Genomic DNA, 17,470 nt, shown 5'->3' on the forward strand with positions numbered 1-17,470 from the left:
GCCAAGGCCTCAACTATCGGGCGCTTGGTATAGGTCTGCTATAGCTGTAAGCATACGCTAGTTGTATAACTGGCGAGCCGATCGAAAGCGCCTTTGTTTACAGCCTCCGGATATCTAAGGAGAGTAGAACTCCATCAACTTTGTTGTCGGCTATCAATATGGAGATTTTCAGCAAGCTTTGGTTTAAAGTGGCGTTAGTTGGTGATCGCAGGCGATAACTGTGCATCAAGTCGTAGCCGGGCGTTCTCCTTAACGCAGTGTCCGTTTCCATGCCAGACCTTGACCTACATCCCCCCCAAAGCAGCCAGTCCCCATTTTTCTCAGCCCTTCACCCTCACGCATGACAAATAGCGCATCGAGTTGCCTGTCTCGGGCAAACGCCACTCCCCTTTGTTCTCCCAGTACCATGAGCGCCGTAGCATAAGCGTCGGCATCCATGCAGGTGCGTGATAGCACCGTTACAGATGCAATCCCATTATTCAACGGCGTACCAGTGCGAGGGTCCATCGTATGGCAGACACGCTTTCCCTCATGGTTCTTCCAGTGCCGGTAATCACCTGAGGTCGCAATCGCGACGTCAGTAAGTTCAATAACTGCCATCGCTTCCCGACACGTATGGTCAGGTCGCTCGATGGCGATTGCCCACAACGAATTCAACGGCTTCATGCCCTTCGCTCGCATCTCACCATCAAGCCCGACGAGCCAGGATCGAATACCATGTCGATCCATCACTCGACCGAGTTCGTCGGTACCAAAGCCCTTCGCGATACCACATAGGTCAAGCGTCATGCTCGCTCGCTTGCGAGCGCGCCCCCCGTTCACGTCCACTTCGAGCCACTCGTCTACAGGGTGAAGTGCGCTGCCGACCGTTGTCTTCGAGTGATCGACAAGGCCAGGACTTCCGGGGCCGAATCCCCATTTGCCGACCACGTCGCCAACGCCGATGTTAAAGGCATTGCCCGTCTCGCGGCCGATTTCGATCGCACGAGTCAGCACCTGTGCGAGGTTGCCGGAAATTGACACCCACACGTCAGGATCAGCATGGTTCAAGCGAGTCAGATCGGATGAGTCCTTCCAATTCGACATCTCTTCATCAACGCGCCTCACCACTAGATCGAGTTCGGCACCCAACGACAAATGATCAAAGTCGGCCTGCGCATAGCACTGTGCGCTGTAGCGGGTGCCCATCGTTGCTCCGCTGAACAGGTAGCGCTTCAGGTCGCATGCACTCAATGAATCAGTAAACGTCTTCAACATAGCTTCCCCGCAGTTTCATATCGTTAACGCTTACGCCAGAGTCTGCCAAAATGCGCTCCCATGCATTGGCGACAGAGTTGGCCATGTCGCGGCCTCCGCAAACCATCACATGGGCACCTTTTGCCACGAGCTCCCTCAGCCTTGTCGAATCTGCAAGAAGTCGATCTTGCACGTAGGTCTTCTCCGATGGGCTTGATAAAGCGGTTGTCAGCGCAGTCAGCCGGTGTGCAGTCATCAGGCGATGCAATTCCTCGTCATAAAGAAACGATTCACCGCAGCGCCGTGCGCCGAAATATAGATGCATGGGGCGGTTCGCCTCGTTCTGCCGAATGAATCCTACAAACGGTCCAATACCTGTGCCTGCACAGATCAGAATGAGTGGTGCCGCGTCAGCTGTCGGCCTAAAACTTTCGTTCTTGCGAATGAAAACCTCGATCTTGTCCCCTGGCTTGAGGCTGGTCAGATAACCCGAGCAGACCCCATGCGGATGCTTGCGTACGCAGAACTCGAGAAACCCTTCCCGCGAGGCGCTGGCCAGCGAATAGAACCTTGGCACCGTGTGGCCGGGAGGCACGACGCCAACCAAATCGCCTGGCTCGAACGATGGCAGGCTCTGGCCGAATACCTTCTGCCATGGCGACCGCAGCTTCGGGTTAGGTGCCAGACGTAACACGCACGCAGGTCGGTCGGAGTCCATACCGTAGTCCTTGCGTTCGACAATCTCGAGTGAAATCGTAGGAGGCAATGAAGGCCGGTATTGAATGTCAAGCTTAACGCCGAGAACGGCACTCAACTGTTCCCCCCATTGCCTGAAAGCGCTCTCGGACTGTCGATCGATTGCTCCCAACTCCAGGAGCGGGTGCATTCCCTTTTCCAGCAGGGCCTCATGTACCTTCCTGGCGTAGCCGCAGAAATTAGGAAATTGCCGATCACCAAAGCCAAGGACAGCAAATCTCGAGTCAGGGTTGAGGTGCAAGTTGGTGAGAATGCGCATGAACTGTGTTGCATTCGATGGAGCATCCCCGTCCCCGTATGTCGAAGTTAGTACAACAAGACGTTCAACTCTTCCGTAGCCTGGGCTCAGTTCGTTCATTGAGGTGATGTTCACCCGGAACCTTGCGCGGGTGAGCGCTTGATGAACAGCTATAGCGAACGTCCATGTCGAGTTACTTTCGCTCCCGACGAGGATGACCGTATCGGCTTCACGAGCGTTCACATTGTCGGCAACTGCGGGTATTGCCCTGCGACGGTTTACCCACAATGACACGCCACTGACCGCCAACACAGGCACTGCGGCACTCCCTAATCCGAGCACCAAAGCCAGCCACCAGAGTCCTTCGCCCGTGTGCAGCATGTACACGATTTCATGGAACCGATTCCATGCGTCGAGGCCCTGCCAGGTAAGCCATGCTCCAGACGATGGGTCGATATAGCCGTTTCCGTTTGACGTGGAGACAACATACACATCGCCCCGTTGACCTGGCGCAGGCAATGTAAGCTCGCGCAACGTGCTCACATCCACAGACCTGAGAGCGGCTAGCTGGCCGACAGGAATTGGCATCTGCCTACCTGTTGAGCTTGGGTAAGGTAGTTCGGCAGTGACTCGTTCAGGAATCCACCCAAAGGACGTCAGAGACATCAATAGGCCCGTGGTTGCTGAAAGTGTGAGTGCGAGGAGCGCTACGCGCGCGATCTCATTATGCACACGTTGTAAGTCGGAGCCTCGAATGCGATCGAACAGATGCAGCCATCCCCCCATGCGCCGCACAAGCAGTACAAGACCCGACGCACATAGAAGCAGCAGGAAGGCTGCAGCTATCCCTGTGGCTATCCGCCCTGGGTCGCCGAGCAGCAGTTTGCGATGCAGATTAGTGATCCATCGCATGGTTTGCGACTTTGCTTCCGGGCCGACGCCGATGCCGGTCGCCGGGTCAATGCGAGATGTAGCGCTACCGTCGCCCGACGAATAGTAAGCAACGATTTCGCCGGAGGGGTTGCGGACGATCTTGTCTAGTCCAGGGTAGTGGGCTTGAACACGCATTGTGAGCGTTGCCACATCGAGCCGTGCCATCGCGCGTGTGGCCCCGGCCTGCTCGAGTGCAGGCTTGACCGATAAAACGGCACCAGAGAGGGACATGACCGTCAGCAGGAGGGCCGCGATTAGCCCTGGCAGGGAATGAAGCTTGCGCAGCATGGCATTTCTCACAGCGTATAGCGAAACGACTTCACGTACCCACGACCCTTGACGGGCTTCGCAGCACCGGAGGTCGTTAAAGGAACAATGACTTCGGATGGGTTCTCGCTCATTTTCTCCACTGCTGTATCGATGTGCACTTCATAGCCCGCATCAATCAGCGCATTGGCTACGTCAACTGTTACCCGCAGGGTCTTGCCGGCTCCAACGCTCGCGCCCGTGACGCCATCGACTCTGGCACCACCACCCGTCAGTCGGTACCAGTCCCGTAAGTGCCTGTAGTATTTAACTTTGTTGCCTGCCATCCATAGTGTGCCCTGATAGTGGCCGGCCCGATCCGTTACATAGGTCACGACATAGGCACCGTCGCCGCCATAATTGCTCAACTGGGTTTCGAATGTGACCTGTCGCGCCGATACTGTCGAAGGTACAGCGAGTGCGGCAGCCATTGCGGCAGCCGGGAATGCATATTTCATTTTCATAATCAGCCTCTTGGTAGTGCTAATATCGGGCGTGCGTTCGCTCTGCTCGTGTTAGATCTCTGGAGCGAGCAGCTCGGAAGGGACGGCAGCGCCTTATTCGCTCTAGCGAATCTGTACCTGTGGCCTCGTCCCCGGGGTCAGGACTCCATCTGTGGGAGCCGCTCCGCTAGCCGCATTGCCTGCCTTGCCGCTAGGCGTGCTCGACTGTGTACGACGCTCCCCTTCTGCTGCGTGCTCGCGATGCCGTTCATGCCCGCTAGGGTCTTCGGTCTTCATCCGCATGATCTCAAGCGTGACGGGGTTGACTTTGGCCTTGAAGCGGCGGCCGTCGCGATCGACACCGCGGACTTCGTAGCAGCCGTCGGCTGTCTTGATCCTGTCGACGTTCCATCCACGCGACTTGGCAAGCAAATTGAGCTCTTTGATTGGCTTCCATGCCGCAAGTGGCACGTTGCAGTCATCGTCTGCCAGGGCAGGCCGAGCGATGATGGCGAAAACTGCGAAAATGGTTGTGATCGCAAGGCTGTTGAAAAGCGCGTGGCGGGTCATGGTGGGTCTCCGGTTCACTGTTACAGGCTCTACAATGCGGCGCAGACCTGACGCGAACCTTGCGAACACCCCCATTTTTCTTCATCCTGGCGTAAGCTTCATGTCACAGAGTTGGCAAAAATCATCGTTAGGAAAACCGCATGAGAGTGCTGCTTGTCGAGGATGATCCCCTGCTTGGACAAGCCATCAGAGATCAGGTCTCGCACGACGGACATTCAACCGACTACGTCGGGAACCTCCGTGACGCCAGAAGCTACGTACAAGCCGCGAACTATGATTTGATCTTGTTGGATCTGTTGTTGCCTGACGGCAGAGGAATCGATTTCCTTCGGGAACTGCGCACGCACGGCTCGACGGTTGCCGTCATTATCCTGACGGCGCTCGATCAGGTTTCCAACCGCGTCGCGGGATTGAATGCCGGCGCCGATGACTATCTCGTCAAGCCGTTCGATCTGTCTGAACTCTCGGCGCGCGTAAACGCGGTTGCTCGCCGGTACAGCGGCAATCCGAATCCGCTCATCACGATGGGGGATCTTGAGATCGACCTAACCGCCCACCGTATTAGGCGCAATGGCCATACCATCTCGCTGACGGCTAGCGAATGGGCACTGCTTGAGGCATTCATCCATCGACAAGACATGATCCTCTCCAAGGCACAGTTAGAGCAGCGTCTTTATTCATTCGGCGATGAGATTGGCAGCAATACAATCGAGGTGCACATGAGTCGGCTACGCAAGAAGTTGGGAGCCGACCTGATCGAAACGGTACGCGGCCTTGGCTACCGGCTGCGGCCTGCCCGATAATGCTGCATAGCCTGCAAGCACGTCTGGCTACCATGCTTGCTGCTGGCCTGGTGGTCCTCTCGTTCGCCGCCGCCCTCGCTGCATCCCACGTGCTGCGCGCGGAAATCGACCGGATGTCGGACAGCGCCTTGCAGGAGACCGCTCAGCGGCTCGTCCCGCTCGCGGTTATGGATATCGTAGATTGGGATGCGCAAAGCAGCACCGGGCAGCGCATTGCCGCTGTACGTGCGCACAATGAATTGTTGACCTATATCGTAAGGGATCAAACAGGCAAAACCATCCTGCAGTCGCACGATGCAAACCCCGCGATCTTTCCACCCGGGTTGAAGGCCGGGTTTCACTCGACCCCAACCTATCGGATTTACGCCGAGACGGTGATACAAGGGACGGTCACACTTCTCATTGCCGAACCACTGGTCGCCCGGCAGCGCGCCGGCCTTGAGGCCGTGCTTGTGGTCATGAAACCTTTGCTTCTACTCGTTCCCTTGGGACTGTTCGGTACGTGGCTGATCTTGCACTTGGGACTAAGGCCGATACGACGGTTCTGCCAAAGCATTGCAGATCGAGGCCGCGATGACCTAAGCCCCCTCTCCAAAGCGGGTTTGCCTACAGAGATCGAAACTATCGCGGACTCTGTAAACAACTTGATGCATCGACTGGATCGGGCTCTGACTGCCGAACGCAGTTTTACCGCAAATAGTGCGCACGAACTTCGCACACCCATAGCCGCAGCGCTTGCGCAGACACAACACCTACTTACCGAGGTGCAAGGATCGCCGTTCGAGGTGCGCGCCAAAACTGTCGAGACAGCGTTGCATACGCTTGCTCGGCTGAGCGAGAAGCTCATGCAGTTAGCCCGTGCGGAAGGTGGGCGAGTTCTTGCCGATATGCCCCAGGACCTTCGGCCATTTCTCCAAATCGTGGTTGAGGACATCCGCCGTGCCGGGCAATCAAAGCGTATCGACCTAAACTTGCCAGAGATTGAGGTCGTCTCTCGAATCGATCCAGATGCGTTCGCGATTCTCGCGCGCAATCTCATCGAGAATGCGAACAAACATGGGATCGAAGTAGTCTACGTGACACTTTCCGTCGGCGGACGGCTGACCGTCGTAAACCGCGGGCCTGTGGTGCCGGCAGACACGTTAACCCGCCTCACTCAGCCGTTTGAGCGGGGTGCCACGACGGCCAAAGGAAGCGGGCTAGGCTTGGCAATCGTCAATGCCATCGCGCAAGCGGCAGGCGCTAGACTTCACTTACATTCTCCAGCGACCGGATATCCTGATGGCTTTGAAGCTATCGTCGAGGGGCTGAAAACTTCTGGCCATTAAACCAAATCCAGAGGCGTTAGCCGGTCCCTCCTGAGCTGTCTCGAGACCAAATAACAAACCGCACCTCATGGCGAGACTTCCGCTGTATGGTTGGCTGTAGTGCCTTCTTCCCAGTCTTGGTCGGGCTTGCCCCTGTAATTGTCAAAATGGTTGCGACTTCTCTACTTAAAGATTGAGGGAGTCGGCATTCAGCTTCGTATAAAGAAAACGACTGGGTTGTTGACTTGAGAGGGGGACGATACCAATCGGATGTGGCCATCCGCTAAGGCCGACATGGACGCGCAGTTGTATAGCAGGTTATTAGGGTGAGGCCGTCATTCAAATGATAGCGTGACCCGGTCTTCAAATGGCAACTACTGGCCGATAGTACACATACGCAACTCTACCCAATAGCGGCTACACCCGCGCACGACAACAATCGGACTCCGTTCAACAACCAAGGAGTCTGTCATGGAAGTTATCAAAAAGCGCGAAGCATGGAACAAGGGCAAGCTGGTTGGCCAGAAGCCACCACTCAAGCTAAAGGACATCTGGGCAATCCGGATACACCTGCAGAACAGGCATGCAGTCCGGGACCTCGCCATGTTCAACCTAGCTATCGACAGCAAACTGCGCGGCTGCGATCTCGTCAGCCTGCGCGTACGCGACATTACTCATGGGAACCAAATTCTTTCCCGGGCCATGGTGATCCAAAGCAAAACGCAACGGCCAGTGCAGTTCGAATTGACGGAGCCGACAAGGTCAGCAGTAGCAACCTGGCTAGAGAAGGCTCATCTGCGGGGCGATCAATACCTCTTCCCAAGTCGAATCGCAAAATCGCCCCATGTCTCGACACGCCAGTATGCGCGAATCGTGCATCAGTGGGTCAAGACCGCCGGTTTGGATTCATCGGCCTACGGTACGCATTCGATGCGACGCACCAAGGCAACGTTGATCTACAAGCGAACGAAGAACCTGAGAGCTGTTCAGCTCTTGCTTGGCCATACCAAGCTGGAAAGCACAGTCCGATACCTTGGCATCGAGGTTGATGACGCACTGGAGATTTCCGAGCAAACTGAAATCTAGCAGGCACCCAGCGGCCATACATGGCAAACCGTGTGGCCGCTTTCTGCCATCATGTTGTATGAGTGCAATCGGCCAAGAGCAGCCATTCAAAATGGTCTGCAGCGCAGCCAGTCAAATGGCTGCTTGCCGTGGAAACCTGCTGAACAGCCTGCGCGTGTAACTCGGCCTAAGCGGCAACTCCGACTTAGCTCACAAACAACTGATTTTTTTGTGGAAGAGTTACCAAATTGTTGAAACATTCAATATCTCAATGCCAAATTTATACTAATAAATATGAAAACTAAAATTGAAATACAAGCCCAATTAGACGAGTTTTATGCGCTCACTCTTGCGGAGGCTCAGGGGAGCTTTGACAAATATCTAGATGACCTCTCTTCGCCGTTTCTGATAAGTGTATCCGAGGGCTATCTCAGTGCTGACGTCCGTATTATGTTTATCGGCAAGGAGACCAACGGTTGGTGGGGGTGCTTACGAAAGTTCTTCCAAACCGCAGATTCAATTACAGAGTTGAAAAAAAGGTACATTGAGCAATTTTACAGACCGACCGGCAAGAGCCGCTTCCTGCGTATGACAAAGGATCTTGCGAATGAGCTTGCCGATGGCAAGCGCACTGCCATTTGTTGGAATAACTTGATGAAAATGGATTGGAAACGTGGGTGTGGCTTCTCGCGAACATCCATTGGGCACTCGCCAGAGCTATTTGAGCTCTCGATAAAGATGGTTCAATATGAAATTGACCTTCTAAAACCAAATGTAATTATTTTCGGAAGTGGCCCTTCTTATGACCGCGCTATCAAAGCCATTTTACCGGAACGCATTACCAAAAGCGTCGACCCACGCGCCCTATGGCACTTCACTTCCGGGGAGACCCAGTGCTACAGGACATATCACCCTAATGCGCGTGACTCATCGGCAGAGAGACCAATTGCCCACTACTATGGTGAAATCATTGCCAATATAAAGTCCCGACATGGGGAGCGTATTGCATAGCGAATACTTCACTCTGAATAGCCTACGTTTATCTAGATACTTTTATGGCTACTTTACAACGCGAGAGCAGCCATCTTTCATTTGGCTTGCGAAAACCGCTTTGCCAGGACTGGCAACACTTGAGTGGTCGGCTTGGCAGACTGCGCTATTCTGATAGTCGCCTTCTTTAACCTTGGCAACTCGACCGGCAGCAATGGGTCGAGTGCCGTCCCTCGCAGCTGAGGAAAACTGTCATTCGGACCGAGTCTACCGCCACCGGCAGCTGCCTGACCGATTGCTGACGTAGTGCGGGACTCCTTCTTGCGGCAGCAAAAGCCAATGATCCGACTATGTAATCAAATCTAAATTTTTTTCAGCCACATATCACTCCTTTGAACCCGCACAGCGACACCCACTCCGGGTGTCTTTTATGCCCTGGCCTCCGTTTTGACGGGGCCATTTTCATTGGAGTGATCTCATGTCCCATCTCATCGAATCCATGGCCTTTGTCGGAGCCACACCCTGGCATGGTCTGGGCAATCCGCTGTATCCCCATCAGCCACTGGAAGTGTGGTTGCGCGAAGCCGGTATGGACTGGCGTATCGAGCAGAGTGATGTCTTGTTCAACGTGGCTACCGACGGCATGCACATGCGGCCGTTTGCGGATTCCAAGGTGCTGTATCGCTCGGACTCCTTGGCGCCGCTGTCGGTGGTCTCGCCGCGTTACAAGGTGGTGCAACCGTCTGAAGTGTTGGAGTTCTACCGAGGTCTGGTCAGTGCCGGTGGTTTCGAGCTGGAAACCGCTGGCGTGTTGAAGGGTGGCAGCAAGCTGTGGGCCTTGGCCAAGACCGGACAGGAGGCCCTGTTGAAGGGTGGGGATCGGGTGAAGGCCTATCTACTGCTGGCTACCAGCTGCGATGGCACGCTGTGCACCACGGCGCAGTTCACCTCGGTACGGGTGGTGTGCAACAACACCCTGCAGATGGCGGTGAAGGACAGAACGGGCGCGGTGAAGGTACCCCACTCCACCGTGTTCGATCCGCAGCAGGTGAAGGAAGCGCTGGGCATTGGCTTGTCGGCCTGGGACCGTTTCATCGGCAACATCAAGCAGCTGTCTCTGCGCTCTGTGTCTCATGAGGAGGCCTGCCAGTTCTTCCGCGAGGTACTGGACGAGCCACTTGTGGAAGGCACGGAGGATGCAGTGACCTCGAAGGCGCTGCAGCAGGTATCGGCGCTGTATAGCGGTGGTGGTATGGGGTCGCTGTTGGCCGGAACCAAGGGAACGGCCTGGGGCCTGGTGAATGCGATGACCGAGTATGTCGATCATCGCCGCCGTGCCCGCAGCCAGGACTACCGGCTGGATTCGGCCTGGTTCGGTCAGGGTGCCCAGCTCAAGGGCAAGGCGCTGGAGCATGCACTGGCATTGGTGGAGTAACGGCCATGGCTTCCGTGCAATCCATTGCCTTGACCGCAGCCTGCCTGACCGCCGGCATGCGCGACTTCTGCAGTTGGAATAGCCAGGGCATGCAGTACGATGGAACCGATGCCGAGCACAGTCTGCTGGTGATCTGGGGACAAGGCTGCCTGGAGCTGCATGCCGAGCTGGTGCAGTACGCCCCGATGGTGGCAGCGCTGGTCGATACTTTGTACGACCAGTTAGATCAAGCCGCACCCGGGATCTGGCACTACGAGGTGACCGAGGCGCTGGGCGGTGCCATCGCGGAATGGATCGCCCTGCATGATGGTTGGGCTCCTTCACTCGATTGGGTCAAAACCTGTCTGGTGCGGCTAGCTGGGGAGTTCATGTTGCGTGGCCAACCGCAGCAGTGGCCCACCATCCGGCAGATCCTGCTGACGCTGTCGCCAGAGCTACCGGTGATTGTGCCGGTGGCGCCTGCTTGAGCCAGGTGTTGGTTTGATTCGTTTCTGCTGGTTCCGACTACTCTGCCCTACTGCTGTTATCTGCTGATTCCTGCTTCATTGTTCTGGTGATCTCGCCAGGGCTGCCCTGTCGTCTTTCTCTCATTTCTTGCTGTTGTTCCTGCTTATCCATCTATTGCCCAGTCAGCCCTGCTGCCGGGCTTTATGCCTTTATAAGGAGTGTTTCGCCATGGCTGAACGCTACGCACAGGCCATTCGTCTGGCCTCTACCCTGAAGTTGTCTCGTGATGAATGGCTGCGCATCCGCCAGCTGGGCATTGGCTCGTCCGATGCCGCGCCGGCCATTGGGCTATCGCCATACAAGTGTCCACTGTCCTTGTGGTTGGAGAAGACTGGTCGCAAGGAGACGGAGGACCTGTCGGAGAAGGAGGCGGTGATCTGGGGCACGATTCTGGAACCCATCCTGGCCCGGGTGTATGCCGAGCGCACCGGGCGCAAGGTGCGGCGGGTGAATGCGGTCCTACAGCACCCGGAGCACCGTTTCATGCTGGCCAATCTGGATCGGGAGGTGCGTTGCCCAGAGGAAGGTTGGGGCATTCTCGAAATCAAGACCGCCAGTTATCACTCTGCCCCGCAGTGGGAAGAAGGCATCCCGGTCGCTTATCAATGCCAAGTACTGCATCAGTTGGCGGTGACGGGTCATGACTGGGCCGATGTGGCGGTGCTGATTGGTGGTCAGGATTTCCGTATCTACCGGGTGAATCGCGATGAAGACAAGATCGCTGACCTGATCGCTAGGGAAACCGTGTTCTGGAATCACGTACAGCAGTACACCCAGCCGGAGCCGGATGGTTCCGAAGATGCCGCGTCTGCCCTGTTGTGGCTGTTCCCGCGTGACGATGGCCAGACCATCGACCTGTCCGAATCGATTGAGGGTAATCGGCTGTTCTCTGCCTTGTTGGCTGAACGGCAGCGGAAAGAGGATGCCGAGGCCAGAGAAGCAGCGTTACGGCAGCAGATCCAGAACGTGTTGGGTAATGCCTCTGCCGCCGTATTCCAGTCTGGCCGCATCTCCTGGAAGAAGTCCAAGGATCGCTTGGCTCCCGATGTCGAGCGCTTGTCGCAAGACCATCCCACCCTGCTCGCCCAGTACAGCAAGTCCATTGCCGGTTCCCGGCGCTTTGTCATTCAGACGGAAAGGAAAGCATCATGATCAAGGGTCTCGCCATTACCCCGCCCGTGATCGGGCGCATCAGCATTGGCAAGCTGGTACAGAAGCAAGAGCGTTGGCTGCCGGAGAAGGATGACAGCTTTTCGTTAACCACCCAGGTACAAAACCGGGAAGGCTGGTTGCTGCATCCCTTGCATCAGGCCCTGGCCGAGCAGGCGCAGAACGGCAAGATTCGCGCCATTCCCATCCAGCTCCTGTTCAACGATAGCGAACTGAATCTACGGGCCGAATACAGTGCCTTCGACCGACAGAACGGTCGTCCGGTGTGTGTCGGCAACGGAGAGACGGCACGACGAGTAACGAGTCAAGGCATGGAAGACATCGGCTGTGCTGGACCAGACCGTTGTCCACTGGCCAAGGAGCTGGGCTGCAAACTGTATGGCCGGCTCAATGTGCAGGTGGAAGGTCTGCAGGATGAGCTGGGCAGCTTCATCTTCCGCACCACTGGCTATAACTCGGTACGCACCCTGGCAGCACGACTGAAATATTACGAGGCCGCCAGTGGTGGCAACACCAAGCATCTGCCGTTGTTACTGCGTCTACGCGCCAAGAGCACCACCCAGTCACATCGCACCCCGGTGTATTACGTAGATCTGACGCTGCGTGATGGCCAGTCCTTGGCCGAAGCGGTGAGCACCGCGAGGAAAGTGGCCGAAGCGCAGTTGGAGGCTGGCATCGATACTGCCGAGCTGGAACAAGCCGCCCGGCTGTTGCTGCAGAACGGCCAATTCGAGGATACCGAGGAGGAAGTGCCGCAGTTGCTGGAGGAGTTCTATCCGGTAGCGGAAGAAGGGGCACAGCCCGAGGAGAAACCGAAGATGGCTTCTCGCCCAACAAGGCTCACACCCAAGTTGGGTCATGCGGTCAGGACGGCTTAGCCAGACGGTTGGTTAGTTGCTCCACCATCTTCAGCACCATCTCCCGATCAGCGTTATCCAGGCGGGCCAGCATCTGGGCCAGGTGCTGTGCCTGCTCGGCTGGTCGGTTGCTGGACTCCACCAGCAGTGACGACGCATCGCAGTTGAACAGGCTGGCCAGTTCCAGCAGTCGGGCCACCGTCGGCATCACCAGACCCCGCTCCATGCGGGACACCGCTTCATTCCCGATTTTCAGTTGTTCCGCGACCTGTTCCTGGGTCAATCCGGCGTCCTGCCGTTTGCTGGCAATGCATCTACCAACATTTGCCGCCAGTCCGTCCACCTTCGCTTTTGCCATCGTATTCTCCATTCAACTCGAATAGTGGCAAATCACCCCATTGACATGAACATCCACGAAGGCTGAATATCAACTTATTAGGTTGAAATTAGACGACACAGGATGACGAAATGCTTAAGAAAGGAAGTTGTATGAAATCGAAACAGATACTGATCACCCTGCCCGTCCTCGTGCTGGCCGGGATCATGCTGACCGGCTGTAACTCGGATGCTCCCTCTGCCAGGGAAGCCCAGAAAGCCATCGAAAGCCGCTTTCCCTGTGAGCACATCAGCATCCGTGACTTTGAACGGGTGAATGGCATTCCGCAGAATGACGGCAGCTACCTGGTTCAAGTGAAGTACACCGTCAGGGTCTCACCGACGGATGAGATCAAGGCCTATGCAAAGGATGGCTATGCCAAGGAGCTGGCTGAGGCGCAAGAGAAAGTTGCCCAAGCCCAGGCATTCAAAAAGGAGTACGACAGCAAGAAAGACAGCTGGTCCGCGGCCAACCCCGGGAAATCTGATTATGACTTCTGGCGTGAATTTCCTGATAGCTACAAAGCATATGACGACTATGTGCACTCGCCACAATCTCAGGGCGATGAGTATCTGGCCAGGCTACCAAGCGGAGCCAAGGCTGTTATGGAACAGAAGATGATGCAGACCTGCCCTTCCATGCCGCAACGGATCATGGACCAGCTTTATCAGCGCCAGGACCCAGTCGAACAGTATGCCGGCGATGTGGATGCACCTTTCCAGGACACCCTTTCCATGATCAAGACCGACAACGGCTGGATGGCCGGGCAGTAAGCCACCATCACAACCGGCCTCATGAACAGCGCCCATCTCCGTACCAACGGGATGGGCGCTGTCGTTTCCAGACACGGAGATTGTTATGTTCTTACCCATTCTGTGTGGAAAGCAGCTGCTTTCCTACTTCAGCAACACCCTGAACCTGCATGGTCAGGCCTTTACCCAGGCTCAACGTGAAGAACTGCAGGCGCGTATCGAAGAGCTGGTCAACTATCAGGCCGTAGTCGGCATCATGGGCAAAACCGGTGGTGGCAAGTCCAGCCTGTGCAATGCCCTGTTCGGCCAGGATATCGCCGAAGTTGATGACATTGCCGCCTGCACTCGTTACCCACAGGAATACACCCTGGCGTATAAAAACGGAAAAGGCATAGCGCTGATTGACGTACCTGGTGTCGGTGAAAGCATCGGCCGGGATCAGGAATACACCGAGCTGTATCAGCGTCTGCTACCGGAACTGGATCTGATCCTGTGGGTGGTCAAAGCCGATGACCGGGCACTGGCCATCGACCAGCAGGTGTTCAACAGCGTCATCCGCCCCTACCTTGCTGGCCGAGACATCCCGGTACTGTTCGTGATCAGCCAGGTCGACAAAGTGGCACCCTGTGGAGAGTGGGACCATGAACGACACCTGCCGGGTAGCACCCAGCAAAGCAATTTGAGCCGCAAACAGATTCAGCTCTCGCAAACCTTTGAATGAGTATTCGCATGAATTCCGCCAGTAATTCTTACTTCATAACCAGCATGCCTTCGCACCTGAAGGGCATCATCATCACGCATTTCAAATCCGCAACGCATTCGCGTGGGAATGCCGCCACTCGGCTCTGAATCACCGCCTGTTATCTTTGCTGTGCACTCTTCGGCCTGAGCGGTCTACCCTATCATCTACCCTGAGCAACCGCTCATGGCCACATATCTGCCATTTCCCTTGACTTGCTGCCGAAGGGCAGCTTTCAAACATTGGCAATAATCACTTTCGACACATTGTGAAATTAGGCACAAGCGTAATGAGCTGCAGGAAAGCAGTTACTTGACGGTGACGCCGCAGTGTCATGATTCCCGATCAAGCGTTGTCAGGCTACGGCTGGCGCCATCGCACCCATGTCTTCAATGAGATTAGGTCGTCGAGCTACAAGCCACTCTCGTAGTTCTGCAACGTAGGGCTCCCATGATGGTGACAGGGCGGCAACTTTTGCAATGGCGTTCAGGCCCACTGGACGTTGCACATTGAGTGTCTGGACGATGAGCTCAATGAACGAGTGGGTGTCATCGACAGCTTCGATGCCTACTGCGAGGTCAATGATTTCGTTTACGCCTTCATCCTGTTGCCGGGGCAGTTCGCGTATCATCCTGTGAAGTTGCGGCTCTGGCAGCTCGTTGGCACTCGGTGTCATCAGCTGCCGCCCAAGCTCATCGGCCATGCCAAACAGTTTTAGCGTTTGTAGCTTATCAATAGTCAGATTGTTCATCATGCTTGTGTTTCTTCCTTGCCCAGCAGGCGCTCGTAATACGAGGCACCGCGGATGTTCTCGTGTTCATTATCTGGAATGGATTTGCTGTGGGGATCTGGAGAAAACAATCGATCCAACTTTTTGTCCAGGATGCTTCGCAAATCGGGCATCTTGGTAATCTTGTGAGGGAGTGCATAGGCACAAGCCTCTTCCAGACGAGTATCCCCATGTATCTTTGCCAATGACTTCATGGCTTGGGTGATGCGATATCCCATGTGATAACCGATAGCCTTGGTGAGCTGAATGCGGAGTACCGTTTGTGTGTTAGGCCCAATACTGCCTGCCCATGACAGTGCCTCCTCCTCGCTCCATTGCTGAACGGCTTTGTGTGCAGGGTGGCGATGCGCGTCCAGTATCGTTACTTGCTCGGCGGCATAGCTGCGTTGATGAGTCACAACGGATCGACCCTTGACGATCAATTCCAAGGCTTTATCGGTCAGCCGGTATTCGACCTCCTTGCCACGAAGTTCGTAGGGCACGCTGTAGTAATGGCTGTCGACCTTCACTAAGTAGTCGAGGCCAGCGCGGACCTTGCCCCATTCGGCGTACTCATAGGGTGCCACCGGCAGTGGCAAAAGCGTTGGTAGCTCGTGCTCCATCCAACGGGAATAACGACTACCGGCCAGTTTTTGGAAGGACTTATGATTCAGTTTGTGGAGTAAGGACCGGACTTCTCGGTTGGCGTCTTCCAGGGAGAAGAATTTGTGCTTGCGCAGGCGAAATAAAATCCACCGCTGGGCCAGCAGAACCCCACCCTCAGCACGGGCCTTGTCCTGCGGACGACGAGAGCGCGCAGGGAATGGTACTGCACCATAGTACCGGCACATCGCGTTATAGGTTTCGTTCAGCACCGGGGAAATCCGATCCGCCTTGGTAACAGCGGCTTTCAAATTGTCCGGTACGATGACGCGAGAAGCGCCGCCAAAATACTCGAACATCCTGATGTGTGAGGAGATCCAGTCGCGAGAACGTTGCGTCCAGGTGACTTCACAATAGGTGTAGTTCGAGCCCCCCAGGACGCCGATAAACACCTGTGCCGTGCGGATTTCTCCAGTGACCGGATTAGTAATGCCAATCGTCATGCCAGAGTAATCAACATAGGCGGTTTCGCCATACACTTCGGCACGTCGCATCGAGATACGCAGTGATCGCTTGTAAGCACCATATTGTCTGCAAAATTGCGAATACCCAAGCTGTTGATCTGCTGGCGCTTGCTCCAACCACTCAGCATGCAATATGGAGAGCGTGGCCCCACGCTTCCGCATTTCCGCATGGATGCTGGCAAAGTCGATGGCGACGGCAACTCGTTTTTGGGCATTCAGTACCGGGAACAGCAGATGCTCCAGCGTGCTGTCGTCCAGGTCGGCCGGTAGCGGCCAGGTCAAGCCGGCCTTCGTGAAGCGCTCCAGGTATTCCGTGACGGTAGAGCGATGGATGCCGGCAACGGCGGCAGCTTGTTGCTTGGAAAGTCTTCGGTCAAAAAGATAAATGAGGACATCGCGGATATGCCGCATGTCGATCCTCCTGTTAGCCATATGGTCAGCCTTTTGAGAAACAACAGGCTCGACACCTTGGGGGCTTCGCACATCAAACAGACGTGACGAAACCTCCCAAGGCGGGTTCAGTATTGACAGGGGGAAGAGGGGTAAAAGATACTCAGCGCTGAATTGTGCATTCAAAGCTGTACAGGGGCTTGCGAGCGGGAACTCGCAGGCCCTTTTCACTTTGGCCCTCCGCTGGCGTTAACTCATGGGATTTCTCCTTCCTTTGGCGGGGACGATGGTTCAATAGCACGTGCGTGCTGTGCAGCAAGCCACGCCGCCACATCCTTGGTCAGCGCAAACTTCCCGCGTCGCTTCTCAATGCCGAAGATCGGAATGGGTATCGTCTTGCGTGCGACTGCCTGCCGAAACGCGTCTTGGGACGGATACCCCAGCGCGGCACTTAGATCCTCACCTGTCATCATCGGGCAATGCTTGCTCAACAGATCTTGCTCAAGCAACGCCGCTAGCTGCTCTTCACTTTTGGATTTGGTCATTTCTCAGTTACGTGCAGTCATGCTGGTAATGGCCGGATGCTATCAACCGTTCGCTTGGCGCGAAACCTATACCTTTACGCTTAAAGTTGCTCTTTTTGCTTGCCAGATTGTAATGTAAGCTGTTGAATTTAATGAAACATACCGATTTCGTTTAAT

The 17,470-nt window shown here is 55.6% G+C and carries 18 protein-coding genes; 10 read left to right on the forward strand and 8 right to left on the reverse strand.

Features of this window, described 5'->3' with window-relative positions; all coding sequences use genetic code 11:
• Positions 1 to 249: 249 nt before the first annotated feature.
• The 4 genes from NH8B_RS13530 to NH8B_RS13545 form a co-directional block, all read right to left on the reverse strand.
• Positions 250 to 1,257 carry an FAD:protein FMN transferase gene (locus tag NH8B_RS13530; RefSeq protein ID WP_014087802.1) on the reverse strand — a complete coding sequence of 336 codons (1,008 nt, stop codon included), beginning with the start codon at positions 1,255 to 1,257 and terminating at the stop codon, positions 250 to 252.
• Positions 1,238 to 3,451 carry a PepSY domain-containing protein gene (locus tag NH8B_RS13535; protein WP_014087803.1) on the reverse strand — a complete coding sequence of 738 codons (2,214 nt, stop codon included), beginning with the start codon at positions 3,449 to 3,451 and terminating at the stop codon, positions 1,238 to 1,240. Before NH8B_RS13535 ends, NH8B_RS13530 begins: the two co-directional genes overlap by 20 nt.
• Positions 3,452 to 3,459: 8 nt before the next feature.
• Positions 3,460 to 3,933 carry a DUF2271 domain-containing protein gene (locus NH8B_RS13540; protein ID WP_014087804.1) on the reverse strand — a complete coding sequence of 158 codons (474 nt, stop codon included), beginning with the start codon at positions 3,931 to 3,933 and terminating at the stop codon, positions 3,460 to 3,462.
• 102 nt (positions 3,934 to 4,035) lie between these two features.
• Positions 4,036 to 4,482 (reverse strand): PepSY domain-containing protein, encoded by a 447-nt coding sequence (locus NH8B_RS13545; protein WP_041702987.1) that lies wholly within the window; start codon positions 4,480 to 4,482, stop codon positions 4,036 to 4,038.
• Between the two features lie 140 nt (positions 4,483 to 4,622).
• Between NH8B_RS13545 and NH8B_RS13550 the strand changes: the two genes are divergently transcribed.
• The 8 genes from NH8B_RS13550 to NH8B_RS13585 all read left to right on the forward strand — a co-directional run bounded on the left by NH8B_RS13550 (position 4,623) and on the right by NH8B_RS13585 (position 12,637).
• On the forward strand, positions 4,623 to 5,285 hold the full coding sequence (locus NH8B_RS13550) for a response regulator (protein WP_014087806.1): 663 nt from the start codon (positions 4,623 to 4,625) through the stop codon (positions 5,283 to 5,285).
• Entirely contained in the window at positions 5,285 to 6,613 is a 1,329-nt protein-coding gene (locus tag NH8B_RS13555; protein WP_014087807.1) for an ATP-binding protein, read from the forward strand. Before NH8B_RS13550 ends, NH8B_RS13555 begins: the two co-directional genes overlap by 1 nt.
• Positions 6,614 to 7,063: 450 nt before the next feature.
• Positions 7,064 to 7,678 (forward strand): tyrosine-type recombinase/integrase, encoded by a 615-nt coding sequence (locus tag NH8B_RS13560; RefSeq protein WP_014087808.1) that lies wholly within the window; start codon positions 7,064 to 7,066, stop codon positions 7,676 to 7,678.
• 273 nt (positions 7,679 to 7,951) lie between these two features.
• On the forward strand, positions 7,952 to 8,668 hold the full coding sequence (locus tag NH8B_RS13565) for a hypothetical protein (RefSeq protein ID WP_014087809.1): 717 nt from the start codon (positions 7,952 to 7,954) through the stop codon (positions 8,666 to 8,668).
• A 457-nt stretch (positions 8,669 to 9,125) separates the two neighbouring features.
• A complete protein-coding gene (locus NH8B_RS13570) occupies positions 9,126 to 10,082 on the forward strand; it encodes a DUF932 domain-containing protein (protein ID WP_014087810.1) in 957 nt (318 codons plus the stop codon).
• Positions 10,083 to 10,087: 5 nt separating this feature from the next.
• The gene (locus tag NH8B_RS13575) at positions 10,088 to 10,549 is read left to right on the forward strand and encodes a hypothetical protein (protein WP_014087811.1); all 462 of its coding nucleotides are present in this window, start codon (positions 10,088 to 10,090) and stop codon (positions 10,547 to 10,549) included.
• Between the two features lie 208 nt (positions 10,550 to 10,757).
• Complete coding sequence (locus NH8B_RS13580) at positions 10,758 to 11,741, forward strand: YqaJ viral recombinase family nuclease (protein ID WP_014087812.1); 984 nt, start codon at positions 10,758 to 10,760, stop codon at positions 11,739 to 11,741.
• Positions 11,738 to 12,637 (forward strand): recombination directionality factor, encoded by a 900-nt coding sequence (locus NH8B_RS13585; protein WP_014087813.1) that lies wholly within the window; start codon positions 11,738 to 11,740, stop codon positions 12,635 to 12,637. Before NH8B_RS13580 ends, NH8B_RS13585 begins: the two co-directional genes overlap by 4 nt.
• Here NH8B_RS13585 and NH8B_RS13590 read toward each other — a convergent pair.
• Complete coding sequence (locus NH8B_RS13590; RefSeq protein ID WP_014087814.1) at positions 12,624 to 12,974, reverse strand: helix-turn-helix domain-containing protein; 351 nt, start codon at positions 12,972 to 12,974, stop codon at positions 12,624 to 12,626. The genes NH8B_RS13585 and NH8B_RS13590 overlap by 14 nt on opposite strands.
• Positions 12,975 to 13,105: 131 nt before the next feature.
• On the opposite strand from NH8B_RS13590, the gene NH8B_RS13595 reads away from it, so the two are divergent.
• Together NH8B_RS13595 and NH8B_RS13600 are read left to right on the forward strand one after the other, a co-directional pair.
• The gene (locus NH8B_RS13595; RefSeq protein ID WP_014087815.1) at positions 13,106 to 13,765 is read left to right on the forward strand and encodes a hypothetical protein; all 660 of its coding nucleotides are present in this window, start codon (positions 13,106 to 13,108) and stop codon (positions 13,763 to 13,765) included.
• 85 nt (positions 13,766 to 13,850) lie between these two features.
• The gene (locus NH8B_RS13600; protein ID WP_014087816.1) at positions 13,851 to 14,465 is read left to right on the forward strand and encodes a GTPase family protein; all 615 of its coding nucleotides are present in this window, start codon (positions 13,851 to 13,853) and stop codon (positions 14,463 to 14,465) included.
• Positions 14,466 to 14,838: 373 nt separating this feature from the next.
• On the opposite strand, the gene NH8B_RS13605 is transcribed toward NH8B_RS13600, so the two are convergent.
• The 3 genes from NH8B_RS13605 to NH8B_RS13615 form a co-directional block, all read right to left on the reverse strand.
• Positions 14,839 to 15,237, reverse strand: coding sequence for a hypothetical protein (locus tag NH8B_RS13605; RefSeq protein WP_014087817.1), 399 nt, complete (start codon positions 15,235 to 15,237; stop codon positions 14,839 to 14,841).
• Positions 15,234 to 16,790: an IS21 family transposase gene (gene istA, locus NH8B_RS13610; RefSeq protein WP_014087818.1), complete on the reverse strand. Its 1,557-nt coding sequence runs from the start codon at positions 16,788 to 16,790 to the stop codon at positions 15,234 to 15,236. The genes NH8B_RS13605 and istA overlap by 4 nt, the downstream gene beginning before the upstream one ends.
• A 233-nt stretch (positions 16,791 to 17,023) precedes the next feature.
• Positions 17,024 to 17,314 (reverse strand): hypothetical protein, encoded by a 291-nt coding sequence (locus tag NH8B_RS13615; protein ID WP_014087819.1) that lies wholly within the window; start codon positions 17,312 to 17,314, stop codon positions 17,024 to 17,026.
• Between the last annotated feature and the right edge of the window lie 156 nt (positions 17,315 to 17,470).

Origin of the sequence: Pseudogulbenkiania sp. NH8B (assembly GCF_000283535.1) — a bacterium.
Taxonomy (GTDB): Bacteria; Pseudomonadota; Gammaproteobacteria; order Burkholderiales; family Chromobacteriaceae; genus Pseudogulbenkiania; species Pseudogulbenkiania ferrooxidans.